Origin of the sequence: Nocardia sp. NPDC049526 (assembly GCF_044465765.1) — a bacterium.
Taxonomy (GTDB): domain Bacteria; phylum Actinomycetota; class Actinomycetes; order Mycobacteriales; family Mycobacteriaceae; genus Nocardia.
On sequence record NZ_JBITMA010000001.1, the window covers coordinates 792,649 to 814,190 of the forward strand.

A 21,542-nucleotide genomic window follows, 5' to 3' on the forward strand; every position below is an offset into this window, starting at 1 on the left:
CCGCCGGTCACCGCGTCGACGGGCATTTCGGGAGTCGTCTGGGATCGTGACAAAAGTCTGACGGCGTGGCCGGGTTGCGATGAATTTTGCGGACTTGGCAGCAGAATCGGGGCATGACCTCGATAAACGATGGAGTGGGTTGCGGACGGGTCGGGCACGAGGACTCGGGGTGGTGGTGAAATGCGGGTGTTGCTGACCGGGGCGGCGGGTTTTATCGGGACGCGGGTGCATCGGGAGTTGGTCGGTGCGGGGCATGAGGTAGTGGCGGTCGATGTGATGTTGCCTGCGGCGCACGGGGTTGGCGCGGTTGTTCCAGAGAACGTGCGGTTGGTTGATGTGCGGGATGCGGATGCGCTGGATCCGGTGTTGCGGGGGATCGATGTGGTTTGTCATCAGGCGGCGGTGGTCGGGGCGGGGGTGAGTGCGCAGGATGCGCCTGCTTATGCCAGTCATAACGACTTGGGGACCGCGGTTTTGTTGGCGGCGATGGACCGGGCCGGGTGTCGGCGGTTGGTGCTGGCTTCATCGATGGTGGTCTATGGGGAGGGGCGGTATCGCGGGGCTCGGGTCGTCGAGGTCGGGGTGCGCAGGCGCGGGGATCTCGAGAACGGGATGTTCGAGCATCGGGATCCGGATTCGGATGAGGCTTTGAGTTGGGAGGCGGTGCCGGAGAATGCTCCGCTGCGGCCGCGGAGTCTGTATGCGGCGGCGAAAGTGGCGCAGGAGCATTACGCGTCAGCGTGGGCGGCGGTAACCGAATCGGGGGTCACCGCATTGCGCTATCACAATGTCTATGGCCCCGATATGCCAAGGGATACGCCATATTCCGGAGTTGCCGCGATCTTCCGATCCGCGCTGGAGGCCGGCGAGCCGCCGCAGGTTTTCGAAGACGGCAGGCAGGCGCGGGATTTCGTGCATGTCAGTGACATCGCTGCGGCGAATCTCGCGGCGGTCGAATATGCACATACCGGTTTTGTTCCGCTCAATATCGCCTCGGGACGTCCGATCACCATCGGCGCGGTAGCCACCACGTTGGCCGCGGCGCGCAGTGGCCCCGAACCGGTGATCACCGGACGCTATCGCCCCGGCGACGTGCGGCATATCGTCGCGAGCCCCGAACAGGCGCAACGCGTTCTGGGATTCACCGCGCAGGTGGATCCGCACGACGGCCTCGCCGAATTCGCCTTCGCACCACTGCGGGCGGTTGCGGGGGCCGGTGCGCCGGTCGCCTAGCTCAGTTTTCGTTGAGAGGTAGCCGAACTTCGAAGCGGCAGCCCTGCTCTCGGTTCTCGGCGCTGATATCGCCGTGGTGGGCTTCGACCAGACCCGCGGCGATCGCGAGCCCCATTCCGCTGCCGGAGGACACGCCGTCGGAGGCGACGGGGGAGCGTGCGGCGGTGCCGCGGTAGGCGACCTCGAATATTCGTGGCAGATCCGCCTCGGAGATGCCGGGGCCGGTGTCGTCGACGCGCGCCCAAGCCTGGCCGTTGGAGGTGCCGGCGGATATCGCTACCTGGCCGCCGGGTGGGGTGTGCGCGATCGCGTTGGAGACCAGGTTGGTAAGTACGCGGCCGAGGGCTCGATCGCTCGCCGCGACAACGATTTCGGAGTCGGGCTGTTCCGCGCGCAGGAGGACTTCGGCGCGTTCGGCATTCGGTCGGTTGGCGGCCAGCACCTCATCGATCAACTCGCGCAGATCGACCGGCTCCAGTTCCAAACGCAGCGCGCCCGCGTTGATCTTCGACATTTCGAACAGATCGTCCACCATGACCGACAGCCGATCCGTCTCGCGCACGATCTGTTCCGCGTAACGCGCCACATCGGCGGTGCCGGTGAGTACGCCGTCGGAAAGTCCCTCGGCCATCGCACGGATACCGGCCAGCGGGGTCCGCAGGTCGTGGCTCACCCAGGCGACCAGTTCGCGGCGCGAGCGTTCCGCCATCCGCTCCTGCTCACGGATCTGCTTCTCCCAGACGGTCTTTCGGGCCTGCTCTCGCCCGAGCAGCAAGGCCGCGGGCACCGTGACCGCCGCGACGACGGCGAGCACTACCGCCGTGCGCTCGAGTTCATCGGTGAACATCAACCCGCTGACCCCGATAATGCCCGCGAGCGTGGACAGCGTCGGGATCAGCACCAGCACGGCCATGCTCGCGGTCATGGAGCGATTGCTGGTGGCGCGCAGAATAGCCGCGCCGATGGCGACGATCGGAAGGGAACAGGCCAGCACGTAGCCGATCAATTGCAGGGTGTTCTCAGGCACTGGATTCTCCATTCCGGCTCCAGATGTACCCGCGGCCCCACACCGTCTCGATCCGGTGCCGGTCACCGAGTTTCGCCCGAAGCCGCTTGATGTGCACGGTGACCGTGGACAGGTCGCCGAAATCCCAGCCCCACACCTTGGCCAGTAGTTCCTCCCGGCTGAACACCTGGTGCGGGTGGCGCAGCAGGAAGACGAGCAGATCGTATTCGCGCGCGGTCAGGTCCACCGGCCTGCCGTCCACCAGCACCGACTGCGAATCCGGCCGCACCTCGACCGCACCGTCGCGCAGCACGTCCGTGCTCGGCTGCCGCGTCGCCTGCGACCGCCGCAGCACCGAGGCGACCCGCAATGCGAGCTCGCGGGCGCTGAACGGTTTGGTGACGTAGTCGTCGGCACCCGCCTCCAGGCCGAGTACCCGATCGTCTTCATCGCCGAGTGCGGTGAGCAGGATGATCGGGGTGTCCGGGCGTGGGCCGGAACGCACCGCGCGGCAGATTTCGATGCCGTCGGGGGCGGGCATCATCACGTCGAGGACGGCCAGTTCGACGGGGTCGCCGGTGGGTTCGGTGAGTTGTGCCATGGTCGAGGCGCCGTCCGAGGTCTCCACGACGGTCAGTCCGTCGCGTTCGAGATAGCGCCGCACCACATCACGGACCAGCGGGTCGTCGTCGGCGATCAGAATGCACATGGATTACCAATTCGTCAGGATCGTGTGGGCCAGTACGAGCGTGCCGAGCGCCTGCAGGAATAGCCAGACTCGGACGGTGGACCGCGGCAGAAACGCGGTCGCGGCGAGCAGCCAGACGTCGAACGGCAGCCAGATGCGCTCGGTCTCCGCCTTGCTCAGGCCACTGAGGTCTGCCACCAATATCGCGCACAATCCCGCCGCTACCAAGAGCGCGGTCGCATCGAATGGTCTGCGCAGCGCGCGTGGTAAACCGGCGGCGGTGGCCAGGCCGACCGCACAGACGGTGGCGGCGAGATTGGCCCAGATCCAGTACGCGTTCGGACGTTCGGCGGCGATGCCCTGGTAGTACCGCTCGACCACCAGGTGATAGCCGTCCAGCCACCAGAAACCGGACAGCGTGAAAGCAGCGACGACGATCAGCGCGCCGAGTACAGCAGGTAGCAGCGGCCGGACGGTTCGGCTCGCGACCAGGACCGCGACCGCGGGTAGCGCCATAACCACGAGGCCGTAGCTGAGGTAGATGCCGAGCGCGAAAAGCACACCGGAAGCGACCGCGACCCACGGCCGCCGGATCGCGATCGCCAGCAGCGCCACCGCCCATGCCGTGACACCCGCGAACATGGCATCCGCCGAAACCGCTATCCATATCGCGGCGGGCGCTATCGTCGAGAACGGCAATGCCTTTCGCGCTCGATACTCGGCACCGAGCGCGCGCAGCGTGACCGCGACCGCGACGATCGCACTGGACCCGATCAGCAGACACGCCAGCCCCGCCCAACCGCCGCCGCGCAGGCCGATGCGATCGAGCAGGACGAAGAACAGCAGCGCGCCGGGTGGATGCCCGGAGACGTGGGTCGTCCAGGAGTCCGGTTGGAAATCCAGGATGCGGCCGGAGAATCCGCGCAATGTGGCCGGGATATCGCGGACGCCGGGGACCTCGTGCAGATATTCGTGGCCGTCGGCGAGTCGTCCGGCGAATCCGCGCTGCCAGCCGTCGATCATGGCCAATGCGAATGCCCAGGCCAGAGCAGTGACCCAAGACACCGCAAGTAGTCGTCGCCAGGGCAGCGACTCGGCCATCGCAGGACCGAATCCGATGACCAGTACCGCGATCGCGATGGCCGGTACCGAACCCCAGCCGACATGCGACAACCAGTTGCCGAAAATGGGGGCCGACCCCGCGTAGAGCTTGCTCCGCCAGTGTTCGCTGGCAATTCGCGGGACCAGGAATGCCGTCAGGGTGAGCGCGGCGGCAATGCCTGCTCCCAGATATTCGCCACGTATCCGGCCGCGTGGCCGTGCTGCGGCCTCCGTCACGTCATGCACGACCATCACGATAAAGCCGCAGTGCCGGGAAAACCCGTGCTAGAGCGGTTCTGAATGCGGATGTCACTGTTTCGTCACCAGTTTTGCGGCCTCGATTCGGCCGGGCTGGCCTAGCGTCGAGCAGGTGACCGAGACCCTCCACAACCCGGGCGGCGTGACCGTTGTCATTCCGTGCCGAGACGAAGCTGAGGCGTTGCCAGGTGTGCTCGCGGCCATCCCGGCCGGGTTCCATGCGCTGGTCGTGGACAATGGCTCGACCGATGCGACGGCCGAGGTGGCCCGCCGGTGCGGCGCCGCCGTGGTATCCGAGGCGAGCCCCGGCTACGGGGCTGCCGTGCAGGCCGGGATTGCCTCGGCCAGAACAGATTTGGTCGCTTTTCTCGACGGTGACGGATCGATGGATCCGAGGGAGTTGCCGCCGCTGGTCGAACTGGTGCGTGCGGGTGCCGATTTGGCGGTCGGACGGCGTAAGCCGGTGCGCCGGGGCGTGTGGCCGTGGCATGCGCGGCTCGGCAATCTGGTCGTCGCCGGGCGGCTGCGTCGCCGATACGGGCTGCCCGTGCACGATATCGGTGCCATGCGGGTGGCCCGCCGTGCCGCTTTGCTTTCCCTCGGACCGCTGCACACCCGCTCCGGCTATCCGCTGCAACTGCTCATCGGTGCGGCGGGGGCGGGGTGGCGCGTCGTCGAGCGCGATATCGCGTACCGGCCCCGGGCAGGCGGTGTTTCGAAGGTATCCGGATCGTGGCGCGGCACCCTGCGCGCCACTCGCGACTTCTTGGCGGTGCTGCGATGAATTACTTTCAACCGTCGCCCGTGGCCGCGACGCTGCTGGTGCTGGCAAAGGCCCCGATTGCTGGGCTCGCTAAAACCCGTCTGACGCCGCCGCTTTCGCCGCGTGATGCGGCTCGAGTCGCCGCGGCATCGCTGCTGGATACCTTGGAGTCGATGTCGCGGAGTCCGGTCGCGCACCACGTCGTCGCGTTCACCGGGGAGCTCGCGGATGCGGAGTGTGCGGATGAAGTGGCCAGGGCGCTAGCTGATTTCGAGGTCATCCCGCAGCGCGGGGCATCTTTCGGCGAGCGCCTGGCCAATGCGCACGCCGATGCTGCGCGATACGGGCTACCGGTTTTGCAGATCGGCATGGATACTCCACAGATCGGCCCGGAGGTCCTGACCTGGGCCGCCCGCGAGCTCGTATTGCGCGGAGACGCACTGCTCGGGCCCGCCGACGACGGCGGCTGGTGGGCGCTCGGGCTGCCGACACCACAGTCTGCGCGCACACTCGTCGACGTTCCCATGTCGACCGATCGAACCGGCGAAGACACCCGAGAAGCCATGCAGCACTGTGGACTTCGTCTGCGCTCGCTGCCGCGCTACAACGATGTCGACACCTTCGCCGACGCACTCGAGGTGGCGCGCGAAGCCGACGGGCGGTTCGCGCGGTTGATCCACCAGCTGCACCATGCCCTGCTGGCACACCGATGAGCGGTATCGATATCTTCGATCTCGCGCTGGCGGGTGAGGACTGCTGGGTGCGTGATGCAGACGGACGGCGTCACCCCCTGCGCACCCGGCGCTGGCTGGGTTTCGACGATGTCGACCGTCAGGCCGATGCGGCGTTGACCTGCTGTTGCGACGGTCCAACACTGGATCTGGGATGTGGTCCGGGACGGCTGGTTGCGGCACTGCTGCGACGCGGGATCATCGCATTGGGTGTCGATATCTCGCCGATGGCCGTGGCTACCACCAGATTTCGCGGAGCGCCCGCATTGCAGCGGGACCTGTTCGGCCCGCTACCCGGCTCCGGTCGTTGGTCCTACGCGATTCTTGCGGACGGCAATATCGGGATCGGTGGCGATCCGGTCCGCTTGCTGACCCGCGCGGGTGAACTCCTGGCTCGCAATGGCATCGTGGTGGTCGAATTCGCTCGTCCCGGTGCCGGTGTGGTGTCGAACCCGATTCGGCTGGAGACGAGAGACCGGGTGGGGGAATGGTTTCCGTGGGCGCGGGTGGGGATAGATCGCGCCGACGAGTTGGCCGCGGCGGCTGGGTTCCGCGTGGTGGCGGCGGTGGAGGTGTCCGGTCGGCATATCGCCTGGTTGCGATGGGGCAGGCCCGCTTCGAATAGGCGGTGGGCGTTGTGATGAAGCGCGGCAGCTGGATGGACTCACCAGCGCGATTTCGTACGAATTTCATCCGTTGGTCCGGCGTCACGAAGGGCACAGGGGAACAGGCGAGTTCCGCGCGCCGACGGGTGACATCCGCACGCGGACCCGCGGTCGCGAGTCGCGTGGGAATCGCTCTGGGCAGCGCGATATTGCTGTGCTTCAGCACCGGTTTGCTCAGCCACTGGATTCAGCATCCACCGAGCTGGTTCTGGTGGCCCGTCCATCCTGTCTGGCTGTATCGGGTAACCCAGGGCGCGCATGTGATCTCGGGTGTCGCCGCGATCCCACTGCTGCTGGTGAAGCTCTGGGCGGTGTACCCCAGACTGTTCCACCGCCCGATCATCGGTTCGCCATTGCGAATCCTCGAACGCGGCTCCATCGCGATCCTGGTCGGCGCGACGATCTTCCAGCTGTCGACCGGGCTCCTCAATATCGCCCAGTACTACCCGTGGAAGTTCTTCTTCCCCACCGCGCACTACGCCATGGCCTACGTCGCCGTCGGTGCGCTGGCCGTGCATTTGGCCGTCAAACTTCCCGTCATCCGGGACGCGCTGCAACATCCGCTGGTCGAATCCCCGACCGAGCCGCCTGCCGACACCAGTGCGCAGCCGCACATCTCGCGACGTACCGTGCTGACGGGTGCTGGTGTCGCTGCCGTCGCAGCGGGGTTGGCCGTTGCCGGGCAGACGATTCCTTTCCTGCGCTGGGCTGCCGTGCTCGCGCCGCGCAGCGGGCACGGGCCACAGGGCGTTCCGGTCAACCGATCGGCCGCGGCAGCCGGGGTTGGTGACCGGGCCCGTGATCCCGAGTACCGGTTGACGGTCAGCATTGGCGATCGGCAGCGCCAATTCAGCAGGGACGAACTGCTTTCCCTGCCGCAGACTCGGGCCGGCTTGCCGATTGCCTGCGTCGAAGGCTGGAGCGCGGGAGCCGACTGGTCCGGGGTGCGTCTGCTGGATTTGCTGGCTGCGGTCGGCGACTATTCCGGTGGCGATATCCGCTTCCGCTCGCTGGAGCAAACCGGCATCTACGGGAGTTCGATTCTCCCGCAACGTCATGCGGTCGACGACAGCACCCTGGTCGCCCTGACCATCAATGGCGAAACCCTCGATCTGGACCACGGCTACCCATGCCGTCTCATCGCACCCAACCGACCCGGCGTCCTGCAAACGAAATGGCTGTCCGAAATCGAGGTGCTGCCATGATCGCGGCCCGCATACTGCTGCTCCTAGTCGGCAGTTGGCTCGGCTGGTACGGCATCAGCGCGTTATTCCACCTACCCCCAACAGATCTCGACTCGATCGCGATCTGGTTCGCGGGCGGGATCCTGCTGCACGATGCGGTCTTCGCCCCGATCTGCGCCGCACTCGGGCTCACCGCTCGCCGTCTGCTGCCACGCACCTGGTGGGCCGTCACCGCCTGCGGTGCCATCTGCTCGGTCGCGCTGGTACTGATCGCTCTCCCGGTCCTCGACCGTGGCGACGGCATGCCGAGCAATCCCACCGTCCTGGACCGCAACTATCCCGTCGGACTGGCAGTCGCCTTGATCCTCGTGTGGTCGCTGGTATTCCTCGCCCACGCGGTGGCCGGTCGGTCCCGTCGAGGCCGCGCAGACAACCAGATACCGGGCCTACGGTGAGCGCGACATACGAAGGTCCGCCGCCGATCCGCATCGTAGCGAGGTGCTCGCACCGAAGCGCGACGTCTACTCGGCTACCGCGACCAGGCGCCGGCGGGACCGTACACCTGCCGGTTGCGCGCGTCACAGCGCGCTGTGCACCTCGGAATGCTATTTCCATGAGGGAAGCATCGGCAGCACGCCACTGAGGTCTGCGCCCTCCGAACGACCGAGGAGCCAGGCGAGCAGCGCGGATGCGGGCCCGCTGACGGTGTGGTCCGCAGACCCACTCCCGACGGTCGCGGTGAAACCCGTATCCGTGGCTCGCACCTCGAACGCGGCCGCCGGATCACCCTCGGCGGCAAACCCCTTCGTCAAATCAGCAGCAGCCCGCGGAAGCAGCCGGGCAATGAAATCCATCGGCCAGTCACCAGGTTGGTAACCGGCTGCCAAATCGACATGATGGATCTCCACCTCTTGCAGCCGCATCCATATGACCTCGCTCGCCGGAATAGGCCGCCCCTGCCTGGTCCGGACGGTCGCCGTCCACGCCTCCTCGGGAGCGGACTGCGCAAGCGCCAGCCAGCGATTCGCCGCCGCTTCGTTATCGGCCAACTGCTCGGCAAGTGGCCGCGGGGCACCCGCCTCGATATCGGCATCCCGGATGAACATGCTGGCGTACTGCGGTGTTTCGATCCCGGTCCGCGCCCAGAGCAACAAATTGACCAGGCTGTCGGCATTGCGCGCGATGTGCGCGAGCAGATGTCCCCGCGTCCACCCGGGCAGCAGCGAGGGCACGGTCACGTCATCGTCGAGCCCGCGAATGGTTTCGAGCAGACGGTTCGTCGCCGCGGCGACGGTTTCGAGCTGAACGGTGGTCTCCGGCGCGTCGCTGGTCACCGAACCGACATTAGCGACCCGAATCGGGAACTGTCGCACAAATCGCGTCCGCCTCGATCTCGACCAGTAGCGCGGGCGTAATCAGCGCCTTGATCTCGTACATCGACGCGGCCGGACGGATATCGCCGAATACCTCGGAATGCGCCTTCGCGACCTCGGGCCAGCGAGCGATATCGGTGACGAAGATCCGCGTCCGAACAACATCGGCCAGGCCGGCACCGGCCTCGGTCAGTGCGGTGCCTATGCGGCGCAGTGCTTCTCGAGTCTGCTCGCCGATATCGTCGCCGCCGACCGCATTCCCGCCGGGCAACGAGGCTGTGGTGCCGCTGACGGCGACGGTATTGCCGACGCGAACCGCCCGCGAGTAGCCGACGATATCCTCGAACTCCGAACCCGACGCGATATTCATCCGATCACCCATGGCGACAGCATGACATCATCTGGTCATTCGGACGTAGGGCATTTGTCGGCTGCCTGCGATAGGCAGACACGATGAAAGCGCACCCTCGTATCACCGCGGTCGCCGTCCTCTGTGTGGGCGTGCTGGCCGCAGGCTGCTCGTCCTCGGATACCAAGGCCGACTTCACCGTGGCCAAGGACCAGCCGCTGGTGATTTCCCTGGACGACCTGCTGGCCGTCACCGGTGGCACCGCCGCCGTGACGATCGCCGATCCGGAACACGGCACGCTGACCCGCCGCCTGGACGGCGCACTGATCTACCAGCCGAAGGCGGGCTACACCGGCACCGACGAGCTGAAGGTCACCACCACCGACGCGGTTCGCCTGTACACCACCGACATTGCGCCGCTCGGCGAATTCGGCGGCACCACCGTGCAGGCCAGCGGTTACGGCTCGGCATGGACGCCGGTGCCGGGCGCACCGGGCGAGTTCTACGGACTCACCGATCGCGGTCCGAACGTGGACGGTCCCGGCAAGAACGAGAAGCTCACCCCGACACCGGGATTCGTGCCGAAGATCGGGCGATTCAAGCTGGTCGGCAATCGTGCGGTCCGGCAATCCACAATCGATCTGCACACCGCCAACGGCACCCCGTTCAACGGCCAGGTCGATGTCGCCGCGAGCACCGGTGAAACCATCAAGGATCTCGCCGGAAATGTCCTGCCGCCCACCGACCATGGCCTCGACCCGGAGGGGCTGGTCGCCCTGCCCGACGGAACCTTCTGGGTCTCCGACGAATACGGACCGTTCCTGGTGCATTTCGACGCAAAGGGCGCTGAGCTGGAGCGATTCGGACCGGGATCCGGTCTGCCCAAGGAACTTTCGCTGCGCACCCCGAACCAGGGCATGGAGGGCCTGACCATCACACCCGACGGTGGCACCCTCGTCGGCGTCGTCCAGAGCGGCCTGAATACCCCCGGCCTCGGTGGTTCGGCCAAAGACGTGCCGATGACCCGCATCGTCACCGTCGACCTGAAAACCAAGGCGGTCAAGGAATTCGTACTTCCGCTGCAGGATCCGAAGACCACCAAGGTCGCCGACTCCGAGATCACCGCGCTGAGCGCCAGCACTTTCCTGGTCGACGAACGCGACGGCAACCTGCCCCCGAAGGCCGATAAGAAGCTGTGGACCATCGATATCGCCGGTGCCACCGACATCGGCCCGGACTCGAAGGTCCCCGGCGCACAATACGATCCGGAACGCGGCGGCCTCCAGATCGACGGCAGGCCGCTGGAAACCCTGGTCGGCACCGTCTCGACGAATGACGCGACCGCGGCGCTGAAGAAAATGGGCGTCACCCCCGCCGCCAAGACGGCGAACCTGGATCTCGCCGCCCTGGTCACCAGCCTGAACGCCGACGGCAAGTTCTTCGGTCACGACAAGATCGAGGGCGTCGCGACACTCGATGGCGGTAAGACTCTCTACATCGCCAACGACAGCGATTTCGGCCTCGCTGCCGGCAAGGGTGATCAGCCGCCCTTCGGCCTGAAGCCCAAGACACTGCCCAACGGCCTGCAGGACACCGGCGAAATCCTCGAGGTAGACACCACCGAACTGCCCGCGAAATTCGACACTCACACGGTCGAGATCAAGGTCGACTAACTCGAATCACTCTCGACCCACTCACGGCCTTCCAGAATCACCGCGGCCGCCAACGTGATCAGCCACAGCGACATCGATCCGACCTGGATCCGCTGGGCGATACCGAGCGCGTAATTGCCGGTCAGGTTGTCGGCGACCAACATCCACACGGTCGCCGCCGACCCGATCACCAGCACCACCAAACCGGCCTCGCGCAGGATCCGCCAGCGGTGATACCGGAAGGCGGCCACGCTGAACGCGAAGGTCGCGATGGCGATAGCGGTGACCGCGATGGTGCTGGTCAGCGCGTGCGGCTGATGCAATTGCGGGAACAGTTCGCTGCCACCGCCGCCGCATTCGGCGTTGTCCTGCGGGGTGCAATCGCGCAGCGGCAGCAGCACGTCGCCGATGGTCGCGGCGCCGAAGCAGAACAGCGCGACCCAGCCGATGGTGGTGAATCTGCGGCGCGGAAATAACAGCAGCCCGGCGATCGCGGCCGGCATCAGCAATGCGCCGACGATCTTGTCGGCGGTCGCGAACAACTCGCGATGCGGTTTGCCAACGGCATCGAGTTCGCTGAGGAAGGAGTTGACCGGATCGACGTCGATCTTCAGCACGAATTCCAGCAACCACGACGAATAGCAGAGTCCGGCGATCGCGATCGCGGCCGCGATGAGCCCGCAGGCCACCCGGACGTGGCGTTCGGCGAGGCTCCGGCTGTCAGTCACTGGGCCATTCTCCGCCTCCTCGTTGGTCCGGTGTTCAATAGTAGGTGCGTGTGTCCGCACCGACAGGTCTGTCACACACCTCATTACCAACTCGAACACAGCGTTCTGTCAGGTCCGTCGGCGATGGTTGGTAGAACTGAGGAGGTCCCCATGATCGGAATCACAACGGCCATCGCCGGAATGCTGGTGCTGACGGTAATGGCGGTGTCGGGCTACCTGGCCGCGCACGCGCCGCGCTCGCTGGTTCGGGTGCGGGAGCGCCGCTAGCGACTGCTTGCAGGTCGCTCGAAAGGGTCAGCTAGCGCCGCTCGGCCAAGACGTTCTGGATCCGATCCGCCGCCACAATGGCGTCCTCGTGTTCCCAGACACGGATCACCAGCCATCCCTCGGCCGCCAGCGCAGCATCGGTGGCCCGGTCACGGGCCACATTTCCGCTCAATTTGTCCGCCCACCACTGCGCGTTGTTCTTCGGATCGGTCGCGTGCTGTGGGCACCGATGCCAGAAACATCCGTCCACATACACCGCGACGCGCAGCCGGGGAAACACCAGATCCGCCCGCCGACGCTGTCCGCGCAAGGGCGCGCGATCGACGTAATAGCGCAGTCCGCGCCGATGCAATTCCCGGCGCAGCGCGAGTTCGGGCCGGGTTCCGGTCCGCCGCTGACGGGCCATCCGCGCACTGGTCGCGGCGTCGGTGAGCGGATGCCGAGCCGGATTCATGACCTACCGAACCTCATGCCGCCCAGCCGCCCATCCGGTCGAGATGACTCTCCACATCGGCCAGAAATCCGGGCGGGAACCGTAGATTGCCCATTCCGGTGCGCCGCAGGAACCCGGCGGTCGCACGTGCCGAGAGCAGTCGCGAATCGGTGAGGAAATGCTGCAGATCCTCGTACGGCTCGTGCACCGGCCAGGTCGAAACCGGCACCCGATAGGCATTACCCGCGCGCCCCCACGCGGCGACCGGCCACGGCCGTCCCGGCGGCAACGGCTCATCGCCGGGAATCGGGTCCAGCGGCTCGGCCAGCCGGGCGCCGACCCAGGACGCCATCCGCACACTCACCGCATTCCCGATCAGCTTCCAACGGTGCCCGTGCCGAATTCCGGGCGCCGTGGTCGCCGGTTCGGTCCAGTCGGCGTCGAAACCCTGCAGCCGCTCACCGTCGACGATGCCCGGCGTGACGAGCTCGCCCGATGGCAACCGCACCGCGGGCGGACTGGCGATGCCCAGCGCCGAACCGCCCTTGAGCGTCGGGATCGCATTGACCGCCCAGCCGAGTCCGCGCACACCCTCGGTCCAGTAGAAGCCGCACGGATCCTGTTCCGGGTCACCGAGATCGAGCGGTCCGGCATCGTCGGCGAACAGCACCCGGCGCGGATCCTCGGTGCGCGAGGCCAGCATCAGCACCCGCTGACGGCGCTGTGGCAGCCCGAACGCGCGCGCGTCCACCAACCGGTATGCCCAGGTGTAGCCGAGTTCCTCCAGCGCGCTCGTGATGTGCCGCATGGCGGCCCCACGACCCAACTGCAGCATGAACGGCACATTCTCGATCAACAGCCAGCGCGGTCCACGCTGACGGCGCACCAGCCGGAACACCTCGTCCACCAGACCGGAGCGCTTACCTGTGATGCCCGCGGTGCGTCCGGCCTGCGACAGGTCCTGGCAGGGGAATCCGGCGGCGACCAGCTCGGTCCCGGCGGGCAGGGCGCGCAGCCGAGTAATGTCCCCCTGCAACGGAATCCCGGGAAAGCGCGCGGCGAGCACGGCCTGCGCACCGGGATCGATCTCGCACAGCAGCTCGGTGTGCCAGCCGTGGCGCCCGAGGCCGAGCTCCAGCCCGCCGATACCGGCGAACAGCCCGACCATCCGCCCGCCCGTCACAGTCATCCCTTCTCGCGGTTGCTCGCGGATCGCTCGGAACCACCAGCGCTGCGTATCCGCTCAGCAGGTTACTCGAGCATCGAATGCGACGACCAGCGACCGCCACGGTAGTGTGTCGAGCACCCGATCCGACCGGATGCCCCGAATAATGCTCACGGTCGAATCGCGGTTTGCTCGGTCGTTCGATGACCTTCCACGCGCAGTTCCCGGTTTATCCCAAGAGTGACGCCAGGAAAGTGAGCGAAATGCAGATTCCGTCGACCAAGAACGGAAACTATCCCAACGTTGTCGTGACCAGTCTGGCGGCGACCACTTCGATCGCCGGTGATGTCGACTCCACCTGGAAGGGCCTGCTCAACGGCGAGAGCGGCATCGATGTCCTCGAGGACAGCTTTATCGAGCAGTTCGAGCTACCTGTGCGCATCGGCGGACATCTGAAGGTCAAGCCGGCGGATTGCCTCACCAGGCAGGAGAGGCAACAGCTGTCCTATGTGGAGCAGATGGCCGTGGTGCTGGCCCGTGAGGTCTGGCGCAATGCGGGTAGTCCGGAGGTGGACAAGAACCGCCTCGGCGTCGCCATCGGCACCGGCCTCGGCGGCGGCGAATTCATCACCGAGGCGCGCGACCGGCTGCAGAACGGCGGCTACCGGAAGGTGTCGCCGCTGACCGTGCAGCGCATCATGCCCAACGGCTCGGCCGCCTGCGTCGGCCTGGAACTCGGTGCGAAAGCGGGTGTGGTGACGCCGGTCTCGGCCTGCTCGTCGGGTTCGGAGGCGATCGCCAATGCCTGGCAGATGATCGTGATGGGCGATGCCGACATGGTGGTCACCGGCGGCGTCGAGGGTTCCATCCAGGCCGTGCCGATCGCGGCGTTCACCATGATGCGCGCCATGAGCACCCGCAACGAGGATCCGCGCGCCGCCTCGCGACCGTTCGACAAGGATCGCGACGGATTCGTCTTCGGTGAGGCGGGCGCGATGATGGTCATCGAAACCGAGGAGCACGCCAAGGCGCGCGGCGCGACGATTCACGCTCGGCTGTTGGGTGCCGGGATCACTTCCGACGCCTTCCATTTGGTCGCACCCGATCTCGAGGGCAAGGGCGCCGCGCGGGCGATGACCAGGGCCATCCAGAAGGCCGGTATCAGCAAAAGCGATGTCGGACACGTCAATGCGCACGCGACCGCGACCCCGATCGGCGATACCGCCGAGGCGCAGGCCATCAATGCCGCCGTGGGCGACCATCCTTCGGTCTATGCGCCGAAATCCGCACTGGGCCATTCGATCGGTGCGGTCGGCGCCCTCGAATCGGTGCTGACGGTGCTTTCGGTGCGCGACGGCATCGTTCCGCCGACGCTGAATCTGGACAATCAGGATCCGGAAATCGAGCTCGATGTGGTCAAGGGCGAGGCCCGCCCCGGACGAATCGACTACGCCGTGAACAACTCGTTCGGTTTCGGCGGACACAACGTCGCGATCGCCTTCGGGCGGTACTGAATAAGTCGGGAAGGCACACCTGCTAGCCTTCCCGACGCTTCGTTATCGACCTGTGTTCGGTGTAATCGCACGGCCTGAGTGCCTGCGTTGGCAAAAGGATAAGGCGATGATCGACGAGACCTTCGACGACTATTTGGACGATCAGGGCAATATCAAAATCCGTGGCGATAAGACCCTGATCGACTTCGTCGACAAGCACAGCGCGGAGAACGGCGACGAGCTCGCCTACCGCTACATCGACTACTCGCGCGAGCGTGACGGCGAGTACATCGAATTGACCTGGCACGAATTCGGCGTGCGGCTGCGGGCCGTCGCGGCCAGGCTGCAGCAGGTGACTCGGCAGGGTGATCGGGTGGCGGTGCTGGCCCCGCAGGGGCTGGACTACGTCGTCTCGATCTTCGCGGCGGTTTACGCGGGCAATATCGCGGTGCCGCTGTTCGATCCGGAGGAGCAGGGCCACACCGATCGCCTGCACGCGGTGCTCAATGACTGCAAACCATCGGCGATTCTGACCGTCGGTTCGGCCGCCGCGGGTGTTCGGAATTTTTTCCGGCACCTCCCGGCGGCCCAGCGTCCGCGGATTATCGCGGTGGACGCGATTCCGGACGGCGTCGGCTCGACCTGGGTGCGACCGGAAATCAATATCGACAGCGTCGCCTATCTGCAGTACACCTCGGGCTCCACGAGAACCCCGGCCGGTGTCGAGATCACCCACCGCGGGGTCGGCACCAATTTGCTGCAAATGATCGATGCCATTGGGGTGCAAGAGAATTCGCGTGGCGTCACCTGGCTTCCGCTGTTCCACGATATGGGTCTGCTGTCTGTGATCCTGCCGACCATCGGCGGCGGATTCATCACGATCATGTCGCCGAGCGCTTTCGTGCGGCGGCCGTATCGCTGGATCAAGGAACTGGCCGCCGCCTCCGACGGCGCCGGAACTTTCGCGGCCGCACCGAATTTCGCATACGAACATGCGGCGGCTCGCGGTAAGCCGAAAGCCGGTGAGGAACTGGATCTTTCGAATGTGATCGGGCTGATCAACGGCAGCGAGCCGGTTTCGGTGTCGTCGATGCAGAAATTCAACGAGACGTTCGCGCCGTACGGTCTGCCCAAGACCGCGCTGAAGCCCTGCTACGGCATGGCCGAGGCGACCTTGTTCGTTTCCGCGACCAAAGCCGAGGACGAGGCGAAAGTCGTCTACGTCGATCGCCATGAGCTCAATGCGGGTCGGATGGTGGAAGTGCCGAAGGGCACGGAGAATTCGATTGCGCAGGTGTCCTGCGGTTACGTGGCGCTATCGCAGTGGGCGGTGATCGTCGATCCGGAAACCGGCATCGAGCGCGGTAACGGCGAAGTCGGCGAAATCTGGCTGCACGGCGACAATATGGGCATCGGGTACTGGGGTCGGCCGGATGAAACCGTCGCGACCTTCCACAACATCTTGGCGCAGCGACTACCGGAGGGCAGTCACGCACAGGGCACCGATCCGGACGCGAAGTGGATGCGCACCGGGGACTTCGGTGTCTACCTGGACGGCGAGCTGTATATCACCGGCCGGGTGAAGGATCTGGTGATCGTCGACGGTCGCAACCACTATCCGCAGGATCTGGAATTCTCGGCGCAGGAATCCAGCACCGCACTGCGGCCCGGATTCGTCGCGGCATTTTCGGTGCCCGCCAATCAATTGCCCGCATCGGTATTCGAACAGGGCAGCCATTCCGGCCTCGCCTTCGATGCCGATGACACCTCGGAACAGTTGGTCATCGTGGCCGAGCGCGGCACCGGTGCGGCGAAGCTGGATCCGCAGCCGATCGCCGATATCGTGCGCGGCGCGATCGCACAGCGCCACGGCGTCACGGTGCGCGAGCTACTGCTGGTTCCGGCGGGCTCGATTCCGCGCACGTCCAGCGGCAAGATCGCCCGGCGCGCCTGCCGCGCCGCGTATTTGGAGGGCACATTGCGCGGCGGTCATCAGCAGCAGGACTTCCCCGATGCGCCGATGGAATCTGAGCACATGACCGTCTGAGCGCGGGTTATACGACGGTAGAATTGAAGCAACGGCCATCGGCGCCCGGAAATCCGGGTGCCGATGTCGTGTGCGGTGCGTTCGGGGGTGGTGCGGGGGGGGGCTTGACCTCGAGTTTGCTCGAGGTTGTTGGCTGTGGACATGGCGGAAAATCGGTTGGCCGATCTCGGGACTGATGCCACGCTGAAATGTCGGACCCCGATGCGAACATCACCGGGGATCCGCTCGCGACACAGCCAATCCAAGACGATCACGAGGGGGAGCTTTGTCCGTCATGCTCGATACGCCGTTGGCCGACACGGAGGTCGACAGACCGGAGCGGCCCGCCGCCGCGGTGCCGGGCCGCCTGCAATCGCTTCGCCGGTTCTGGCCGTATCTGCGGCCACATCGGTTCACGCTGCTCGGGGCCACCACGCTCGCGGTGCTCGCCACCCTGACGGCGATCATGATTCCGCTGGTCATCGCGCGGATTATCGACGGCCCGATCCAGCGGCGCGATTTCGGCGGCGTCGTGTTCCCGGTGCTGCTGGTGCTGTCGCTCGGTCTACTGGAGGCGTGCGGCGTATGGGGTCGGCGGTGGCTGATCGCGAAGCCCGCGGCCCAGTTCGAGATCGATATGCGCGCCAAGATCTTCCGCAAGCTGCAGACGCTCTCGATCGGACGGCACGATGCCTGGGAGTCCGGCCAGCTGCTCTCCCGCGCGGTCGACGATATGGGCACCATGAAGCGGTTCGTCGCATTCGCGGGGCCGTTCCTGATCATCCACTTCATCGTGATCCCGATCGGTCTGGTGGTGCTGTTCGCGCTGAGCTGGCAGATCGGGCTGACCTTCGCGTTCCTCTCGATCCCGCTGTCCTATGTCTGCCTGCGATTCGAACGGCGCTACGGCGTGGCCTCGCGGCGCTCGCAAGATCAGGCCGGTGACCTGGCCACCACCGCCGAGGAATCGGCGCAGGGCATCCGGGTGTTGAAGGCATTCGGTCGCGGTGCGTTCTTCGGCGGGCGGTTCAACGCGCAGTCACGGGAACTGCAGCAGACCGAACTGCTCAAGGTGCGGCTGGACGCCACGCTCTGGTCGGCGATGGTGTGCCTGCCGCAGCTGGCCATCGCCTTCGCACTCGGCTACGGCGGTTACGCCGTCGCACACGAGACGATGACGCTCGGCACCCTGGTCGCGAGCATCACGCTGGCGACCTTCCTGCAGTGGCCGATCATCTGGACCGGCTTCCTGCTCGCCGAGTGGAACGATGCGCGCACTGCGGCGGACCGGTTCTGGGAGATCATCGACACCCCCGTCGAAATCACCGATCCCGCGGATCCGGTGGCACTGCCGGATCGGATCGTCGGCGAACTGACGATGCACGGTGTGCGTTTCGCTTTTCCGGACACGAAAGGTGAAGTGCTGCAGGATATTTCGCTGAAGGTGCGCCCGGGTGAGACGGTTGCGCTGGTCGGCGCGACCGGTAGCGGCAAGACGGCGCTGCTCAACCTGATTCCGCGGCTCTACGACGTGACCGATGGCGCCATCACCATCGACGGCATCGATATCGCGTCGATGCGGGTGTCCGATCTGCGTTCGCTGGTCTCGGTGGCATTCGAGGAGCCGGTGCTGTTCTCGGCGAGTGTGCGGGAGAACGTAGCGCTCGGCGATCCGGAGGCCACCGAGGACGATGTGCGGCGCGCGCTGGATGTCGCCCAGGCCACCGATTTCGTGAACGACCTGCCGTGGGGACTGGATACCCGAATCGGTGAGCAGGGGCTGAGCCTGTCCGGTGGTCAGCGCCAGCGGCTGGCCCTGGCCCGCGCGGTGCTCGCGCGTGCAAGCGCGGGGGAGCGGACTCGGATCATGGTGCTCGACGACCCGCTGTCCGCACTCGATGTGGAGACCGAGGAGCGCGTACAGGAACGGCTGCGCACAGTACTGGCCGGTGCCACCACATTGCTTGTGGCGCACCGACCTTCGACCGCGGCATTGGCCGACCGGGTCGCCCTGCTCGCCGACGGCCGGATCGTCGCGCAGGGCGCCCACGATCAACTACTCGAGACCAGCAGTCGCTACCGCGAGCTGATGGGAGGTGAATCATGACCACCACCGAAACCACCGTCCCCGCCGACGATTCGGCCGGCCGCGACGAGGTCGCCGACTGGCGCGGCATCGCCAACGAGGACAAGGCGGTCACCGAGACCGGAAATCTGGTGCTGGCCGGTCGATCTCGGCGCCTGCTGCTGAGCCTGGTCCGGCCGTATCGCAGACTCGCGGTCTTCGCCCTGCTGCTGATCGTGCTCGACAATGCCGCAATGGTTTCGGCGCCGCTTTTCGTCGCGCACGGGCTCGACATCGGCATCACCGAGGGCATGGCGGGGAACTGGGCGCCCTTGGCGCGCACCGTCGCGGGTTACCTCGGTGCGGTCGGCGTCGGCGTCTGCACCACCTTCGTCTTCCTGCGGATCTCCGGAAGGCTCAGCCAGAGTGTGCTTTTCGATCTGCGGGTCCGGCTGTTCGCACACATGCAGCGGCTCAGCGTGGCCTTCCATGAGAAGTACACCTCCGGCAAGGTCGTCGCGCGACTGACAGGTGATATCGAAACTCTGCAGCAGTTGCTGGAGAGCGCGCTGAATCAGGCACTGAGCGCGATCCTTTCGGTGCTGACCATCGCGGTGCTGCTGATCTACCTCGATCAGACGCTCGCCGCGATCGTACTGCTCGGATTCGTGCCATTGGCGCTGGTCACCCGTTGGGCGCAGCGCAGGCAGCGGGCGGGCTACCGGCGCACCCGCGGCGCCATCGCGAAAGTGGTCGTGCAGTTCGTGGAGTCGATGGGTGGCATACGCGCGGTGCAGGCCTTCCGGCGCGAGGTCCGCAACGAATCGGTGCTGGCGACCGAGGACGCCGAATACTTCCAGGCGACCACCGCCGCGATGCGCGGCATGGGCGACTATGCCGGTCTCACCCGCCTGCTCGGCAATCTGACCACGGTGATCGTCATCGTTGTCGGCGCCTGGCAGGTGATCGAGGGCAACCTCGCCGTCGGCGTCCTCGCGGCATACCTGTTGTACCTCAACGAGTTCTACGGTCCGCTCGACGAACTCGCCCAGGTATTCAATGCCTACCAGTCCGCGGCCGCCGCGCTGGAGAAGATCTCCGGTGTGCTCGAGGAGGAGCCCTCGGTTCGGGAGCCGCAGGAGCCGATTGCGTTGGCGAAGGCAACCGGTGCCGTGCGGATGGACCGGGTGTGGTTCGGCTACGGATCTGCGGCCCCGGCATCTTCCGAGTCGTCGGAGGCTGTGCTCGTTCAGTCGGATTCCGGCATTGTGGTGGCGGGCTCCGATGCCGTGCTGCCGAGTGCCGTCGGGCCTGCGGTGGGCGGCACCGCGCCGGCCGATCTCGAACTGTCGGATTCGGCTCGTCGCTCGCTCGCGAAGGTCGGCTCGGAGAGCCCTGGGACTGCGCAGCCGCTCGCGGTTGGAGCGATGCCGTGCGGCGCGGCATCGGCCGAGGTCGTTTCCGAGGGCCCGGGTGCGACGCCGGTGACCACGGTTGGGGTGATGCCCAACGGCGCGGGATCGGCGGAGATCGAAGGTGTTGTGCCGCAATCCGGGGAGCGCGGACGAGCGCGTCCGGTACTGCCCGAGTTCTCCCTGGAGATTCCGGCGGGGCAGGTGATCGCGCTGGTCGGTGCGACCGGTGCGGGCAAGTCCACGTTGGCCAAGTTGCTGACGCGGTTCTATGACCCGTCGGGCGGCACGGTGGCCTTGGACGGTATCGACCTGCGGCGGTTGTCCGATGCGGATCTGCGGCGCAATGTCGTGATGGTTACGCAGGAGTCGTATCTGTTCTCCGGATCGGTGGCCGACAATATTCGGCTCGGCCGGCCGGAGGCCAGTGATGCGGAGGTGTTCGCGGCGGCGCGCGCGGTCGGGCTGTACGAGTTCGTCACCGCGCTGCCCGCGGGCTTCGACACCGATGTGCGCAAACGCGGTGGGCGATTATCGGCGGGGCAGCGGCAGTTGGTCGCGTTCGCCAGGGTGTTCCTCGCGGATCCGGCGGTGATCGTGCTGGACGAGGCGACCTCGAGTCTGGACATTCCGAGCGAGCGGCAGATTCAGCGAGCGCTGGAGACCGTGCTGTGCGATCGCACTGCCGTGATCATCGCGCACCGGCTCTCCACGGTCGCCATCGCCGACCGTGTGCTGGTGCTGGAATCGGGTCGGATCGTCGAGGACGGCACGCCGAGCGAGCTCATCGGGGGCACCGGCCGGTTCGCCAGCCTGCACGCGGCATGGCGTGAGTCGCTGGTGTGATGCGGGCAAGGCGCGTGCGTCGCTTACGGTAGATACGTGACGAATCCAGACCTCGGCCCCGACAGCCAACCGGCGACATCGCGGTGGCCGGCGATCCTCACGTG

The 21,542-nt window shown here is 66.3% G+C and carries 19 protein-coding genes; 11 read left to right on the plus strand and 8 right to left on the minus strand.

The window, feature by feature from the left end; all coding sequences use genetic code 11:
* Positions 1 to 180 precede the first annotated feature (180 nt).
* Positions 181 to 1,233 (plus strand): NAD-dependent epimerase/dehydratase family protein, encoded by a 1,053-nt coding sequence (locus ACIBW7_RS03470; protein ID WP_397043637.1) that lies wholly within the window; start codon positions 181 to 183, stop codon positions 1,231 to 1,233.
* 1 nt (position 1,234) lies between these two features.
* Here the strand turns inward: ACIBW7_RS03470 and ACIBW7_RS03475 are convergent, their stop codons facing one another.
* Genes ACIBW7_RS03475 through ACIBW7_RS03485 form a run of 3 tightly spaced genes read right to left on the minus strand, consistent with a single transcriptional unit; the run spans position 1,235 to position 4,274 of the window.
* Positions 1,235 to 2,260, minus strand: a complete 1,026-nt coding sequence (locus ACIBW7_RS03475) for a sensor histidine kinase (protein WP_397043639.1) — start codon at positions 2,258 to 2,260, stop codon at positions 1,235 to 1,237.
* Positions 2,253 to 2,948, minus strand: a complete 696-nt coding sequence (locus tag ACIBW7_RS03480; protein ID WP_397043641.1) for a response regulator transcription factor — start codon at positions 2,946 to 2,948, stop codon at positions 2,253 to 2,255. Before ACIBW7_RS03480 ends, ACIBW7_RS03475 begins: the two co-directional genes overlap by 8 nt.
* Positions 2,949 to 2,951: 3 nt before the next feature.
* Positions 2,952 to 4,274, minus strand: coding sequence for a hypothetical protein (locus ACIBW7_RS03485; RefSeq protein ID WP_397043643.1), 1,323 nt, complete (start codon positions 4,272 to 4,274; stop codon positions 2,952 to 2,954).
* A gap of 124 nt (positions 4,275 to 4,398) precedes the next feature.
* On the opposite strand from ACIBW7_RS03485, the gene ACIBW7_RS03490 reads away from it, so the two are divergent.
* From ACIBW7_RS03490 to ACIBW7_RS03510, 5 genes are all read left to right on the plus strand, one after another.
* Complete coding sequence (locus ACIBW7_RS03490; RefSeq protein WP_397043645.1) at positions 4,399 to 5,070, plus strand: glycosyltransferase family 2 protein; 672 nt, start codon at positions 4,399 to 4,401, stop codon at positions 5,068 to 5,070.
* Positions 5,067 to 5,762 carry a DUF2064 domain-containing protein gene (locus ACIBW7_RS03495; protein ID WP_397043648.1) on the plus strand — a complete coding sequence of 232 codons (696 nt, stop codon included), beginning with the start codon at positions 5,067 to 5,069 and terminating at the stop codon, positions 5,760 to 5,762. Before ACIBW7_RS03490 ends, ACIBW7_RS03495 begins: the two co-directional genes overlap by 4 nt.
* Positions 5,759 to 6,421 (plus strand): methyltransferase domain-containing protein, encoded by a 663-nt coding sequence (locus tag ACIBW7_RS03500; protein WP_397043649.1) that lies wholly within the window; start codon positions 5,759 to 5,761, stop codon positions 6,419 to 6,421. Before ACIBW7_RS03495 ends, ACIBW7_RS03500 begins: the two co-directional genes overlap by 4 nt.
* Positions 6,422 to 6,567: 146 nt before the next feature.
* Positions 6,568 to 7,650 carry a molybdopterin-dependent oxidoreductase gene (locus tag ACIBW7_RS03505; RefSeq protein ID WP_397043651.1) on the plus strand — a complete coding sequence of 361 codons (1,083 nt, stop codon included), beginning with the start codon at positions 6,568 to 6,570 and terminating at the stop codon, positions 7,648 to 7,650.
* Positions 7,647 to 8,084: a hypothetical protein gene (locus ACIBW7_RS03510; RefSeq protein ID WP_397043653.1), complete on the plus strand. Its 438-nt coding sequence runs from the start codon at positions 7,647 to 7,649 to the stop codon at positions 8,082 to 8,084. The genes ACIBW7_RS03505 and ACIBW7_RS03510 overlap by 4 nt, the downstream gene beginning before the upstream one ends.
* A 150-nt stretch (positions 8,085 to 8,234) precedes the next feature.
* Here the strand turns inward: ACIBW7_RS03510 and ACIBW7_RS03515 are convergent, their stop codons facing one another.
* Together ACIBW7_RS03515 and ACIBW7_RS03520 are read right to left on the minus strand one after the other, a co-directional pair.
* Entirely contained in the window at positions 8,235 to 8,963 is a 729-nt protein-coding gene (locus ACIBW7_RS03515) for a maleylpyruvate isomerase family mycothiol-dependent enzyme (RefSeq protein WP_397043654.1), read from the minus strand.
* Between the two features lie 10 nt (positions 8,964 to 8,973).
* Complete coding sequence (locus ACIBW7_RS03520) at positions 8,974 to 9,384, minus strand: RidA family protein (RefSeq protein WP_397043655.1); 411 nt, start codon at positions 9,382 to 9,384, stop codon at positions 8,974 to 8,976.
* A gap of 71 nt (positions 9,385 to 9,455) precedes the next feature.
* Between ACIBW7_RS03520 and ACIBW7_RS03525 the strand changes: the two genes are divergently transcribed.
* Positions 9,456 to 11,024: an esterase-like activity of phytase family protein gene (locus tag ACIBW7_RS03525; RefSeq protein ID WP_397043657.1), complete on the plus strand. Its 1,569-nt coding sequence runs from the start codon at positions 9,456 to 9,458 to the stop codon at positions 11,022 to 11,024.
* Here the strand turns inward: ACIBW7_RS03525 and ACIBW7_RS03530 are convergent.
* The 3 genes from ACIBW7_RS03530 to ACIBW7_RS03540 all read right to left on the minus strand — a co-directional run bounded on the left by ACIBW7_RS03530 (position 11,021) and on the right by ACIBW7_RS03540 (position 13,620).
* Complete coding sequence (locus tag ACIBW7_RS03530) at positions 11,021 to 11,731, minus strand: DUF998 domain-containing protein (protein ID WP_397043659.1); 711 nt, start codon at positions 11,729 to 11,731, stop codon at positions 11,021 to 11,023. The genes ACIBW7_RS03525 and ACIBW7_RS03530 overlap by 4 nt on opposite strands.
* 298 nt (positions 11,732 to 12,029) lie before the next feature.
* Positions 12,030 to 12,452 carry a very short patch repair endonuclease gene (locus ACIBW7_RS03535; RefSeq protein ID WP_397043661.1) on the minus strand — a complete coding sequence of 141 codons (423 nt, stop codon included), beginning with the start codon at positions 12,450 to 12,452 and terminating at the stop codon, positions 12,030 to 12,032.
* A 13-nt stretch (positions 12,453 to 12,465) separates the two neighbouring features.
* Entirely contained in the window at positions 12,466 to 13,620 is a 1,155-nt protein-coding gene (locus ACIBW7_RS03540; protein ID WP_397043663.1) for a DNA cytosine methyltransferase, read from the minus strand.
* 239 nt (positions 13,621 to 13,859) lie between these two features.
* Between ACIBW7_RS03540 and ACIBW7_RS03545 the strand changes: the two genes are divergently transcribed.
* The 4 genes from ACIBW7_RS03545 to ACIBW7_RS03560 all read left to right on the plus strand — a co-directional run bounded on the left by ACIBW7_RS03545 (position 13,860) and on the right by ACIBW7_RS03560 (position 21,438).
* Positions 13,860 to 15,110, plus strand: a complete 1,251-nt coding sequence (locus ACIBW7_RS03545) for a KasA/KasB family beta-ketoacyl-ACP synthase (RefSeq protein WP_397044175.1) — start codon at positions 13,860 to 13,862, stop codon at positions 15,108 to 15,110.
* 106 nt (positions 15,111 to 15,216) lie between these two features.
* Entirely contained in the window at positions 15,217 to 17,136 is a 1,920-nt protein-coding gene (gene fadD32, locus ACIBW7_RS03550) for a long-chain-fatty-acid--AMP ligase FadD32 (protein WP_397043665.1), read from the plus strand.
* A 274-nt stretch (positions 17,137 to 17,410) separates the two neighbouring features.
* Positions 17,411 to 19,222, plus strand: a complete 1,812-nt coding sequence (locus ACIBW7_RS03555; protein WP_397044176.1) for an ABC transporter ATP-binding protein — start codon at positions 17,411 to 17,413, stop codon at positions 19,220 to 19,222.
* On the plus strand, positions 19,219 to 21,438 hold the full coding sequence (locus ACIBW7_RS03560; RefSeq protein ID WP_397043668.1) for an ABC transporter ATP-binding protein: 2,220 nt from the start codon (positions 19,219 to 19,221) through the stop codon (positions 21,436 to 21,438). The genes ACIBW7_RS03555 and ACIBW7_RS03560 overlap by 4 nt, the downstream gene beginning before the upstream one ends.
* Positions 21,439 to 21,542: the final 104 nt, after the last annotated feature.

Bases quoted from the DNA above. Each gene is read 5' to 3' on its own strand.
- ACIBW7_RS03510 (WP_397043653.1), top strand. From the start codon at position 7,647: ATGATCGCGGCCCGCATACTGCTGCTCCTAGTCGGCAGTTGGCTCGGC.
- ACIBW7_RS03545 (WP_397044175.1), top strand. From the start codon at position 13,860: ATGCAGATTCCGTCGACCAAGAACGGAAACTATCCCAACGTTGTCGTG.
- ACIBW7_RS03470 (WP_397043637.1), top strand. From the start codon at position 181: ATGCGGGTGTTGCTGACCGGGGCGGCGGGTTTTATCGGGACGCGGGTG.
- ACIBW7_RS03495 (WP_397043648.1), top strand. From the start codon at position 5,067: ATGAATTACTTTCAACCGTCGCCCGTGGCCGCGACGCTGCTGGTGCTG.
- fadD32 (WP_397043665.1), top strand. From the start codon at position 15,217: ATGATCGACGAGACCTTCGACGACTATTTGGACGATCAGGGCAATATC.
- ACIBW7_RS03555 (WP_397044176.1), top strand. From the start codon at position 17,411: ATGCTCGATACGCCGTTGGCCGACACGGAGGTCGACAGACCGGAGCGG.
- ACIBW7_RS03540 (WP_397043663.1), bottom strand. From the start codon at position 13,620: ATGACTGTGACGGGCGGGCGGATGGTCGGGCTGTTCGCCGGTATCGGC.
- ACIBW7_RS03500 (WP_397043649.1), top strand. From the start codon at position 5,759: ATGAGCGGTATCGATATCTTCGATCTCGCGCTGGCGGGTGAGGACTGC.
- ACIBW7_RS03525 (WP_397043657.1), top strand. From the start codon at position 9,456: ATGAAAGCGCACCCTCGTATCACCGCGGTCGCCGTCCTCTGTGTGGGC.
- ACIBW7_RS03560 (WP_397043668.1), top strand. From the start codon at position 19,219: ATGACCACCACCGAAACCACCGTCCCCGCCGACGATTCGGCCGGCCGC.
- ACIBW7_RS03520 (WP_397043655.1), bottom strand. From the start codon at position 9,384: ATGGGTGATCGGATGAATATCGCGTCGGGTTCGGAGTTCGAGGATATC.
- ACIBW7_RS03480 (WP_397043641.1), bottom strand. From the start codon at position 2,948: ATGTGCATTCTGATCGCCGACGACGACCCGCTGGTCCGTGATGTGGTG.
- ACIBW7_RS03535 (WP_397043661.1), bottom strand. From the start codon at position 12,452: ATGAATCCGGCTCGGCATCCGCTCACCGACGCCGCGACCAGTGCGCGG.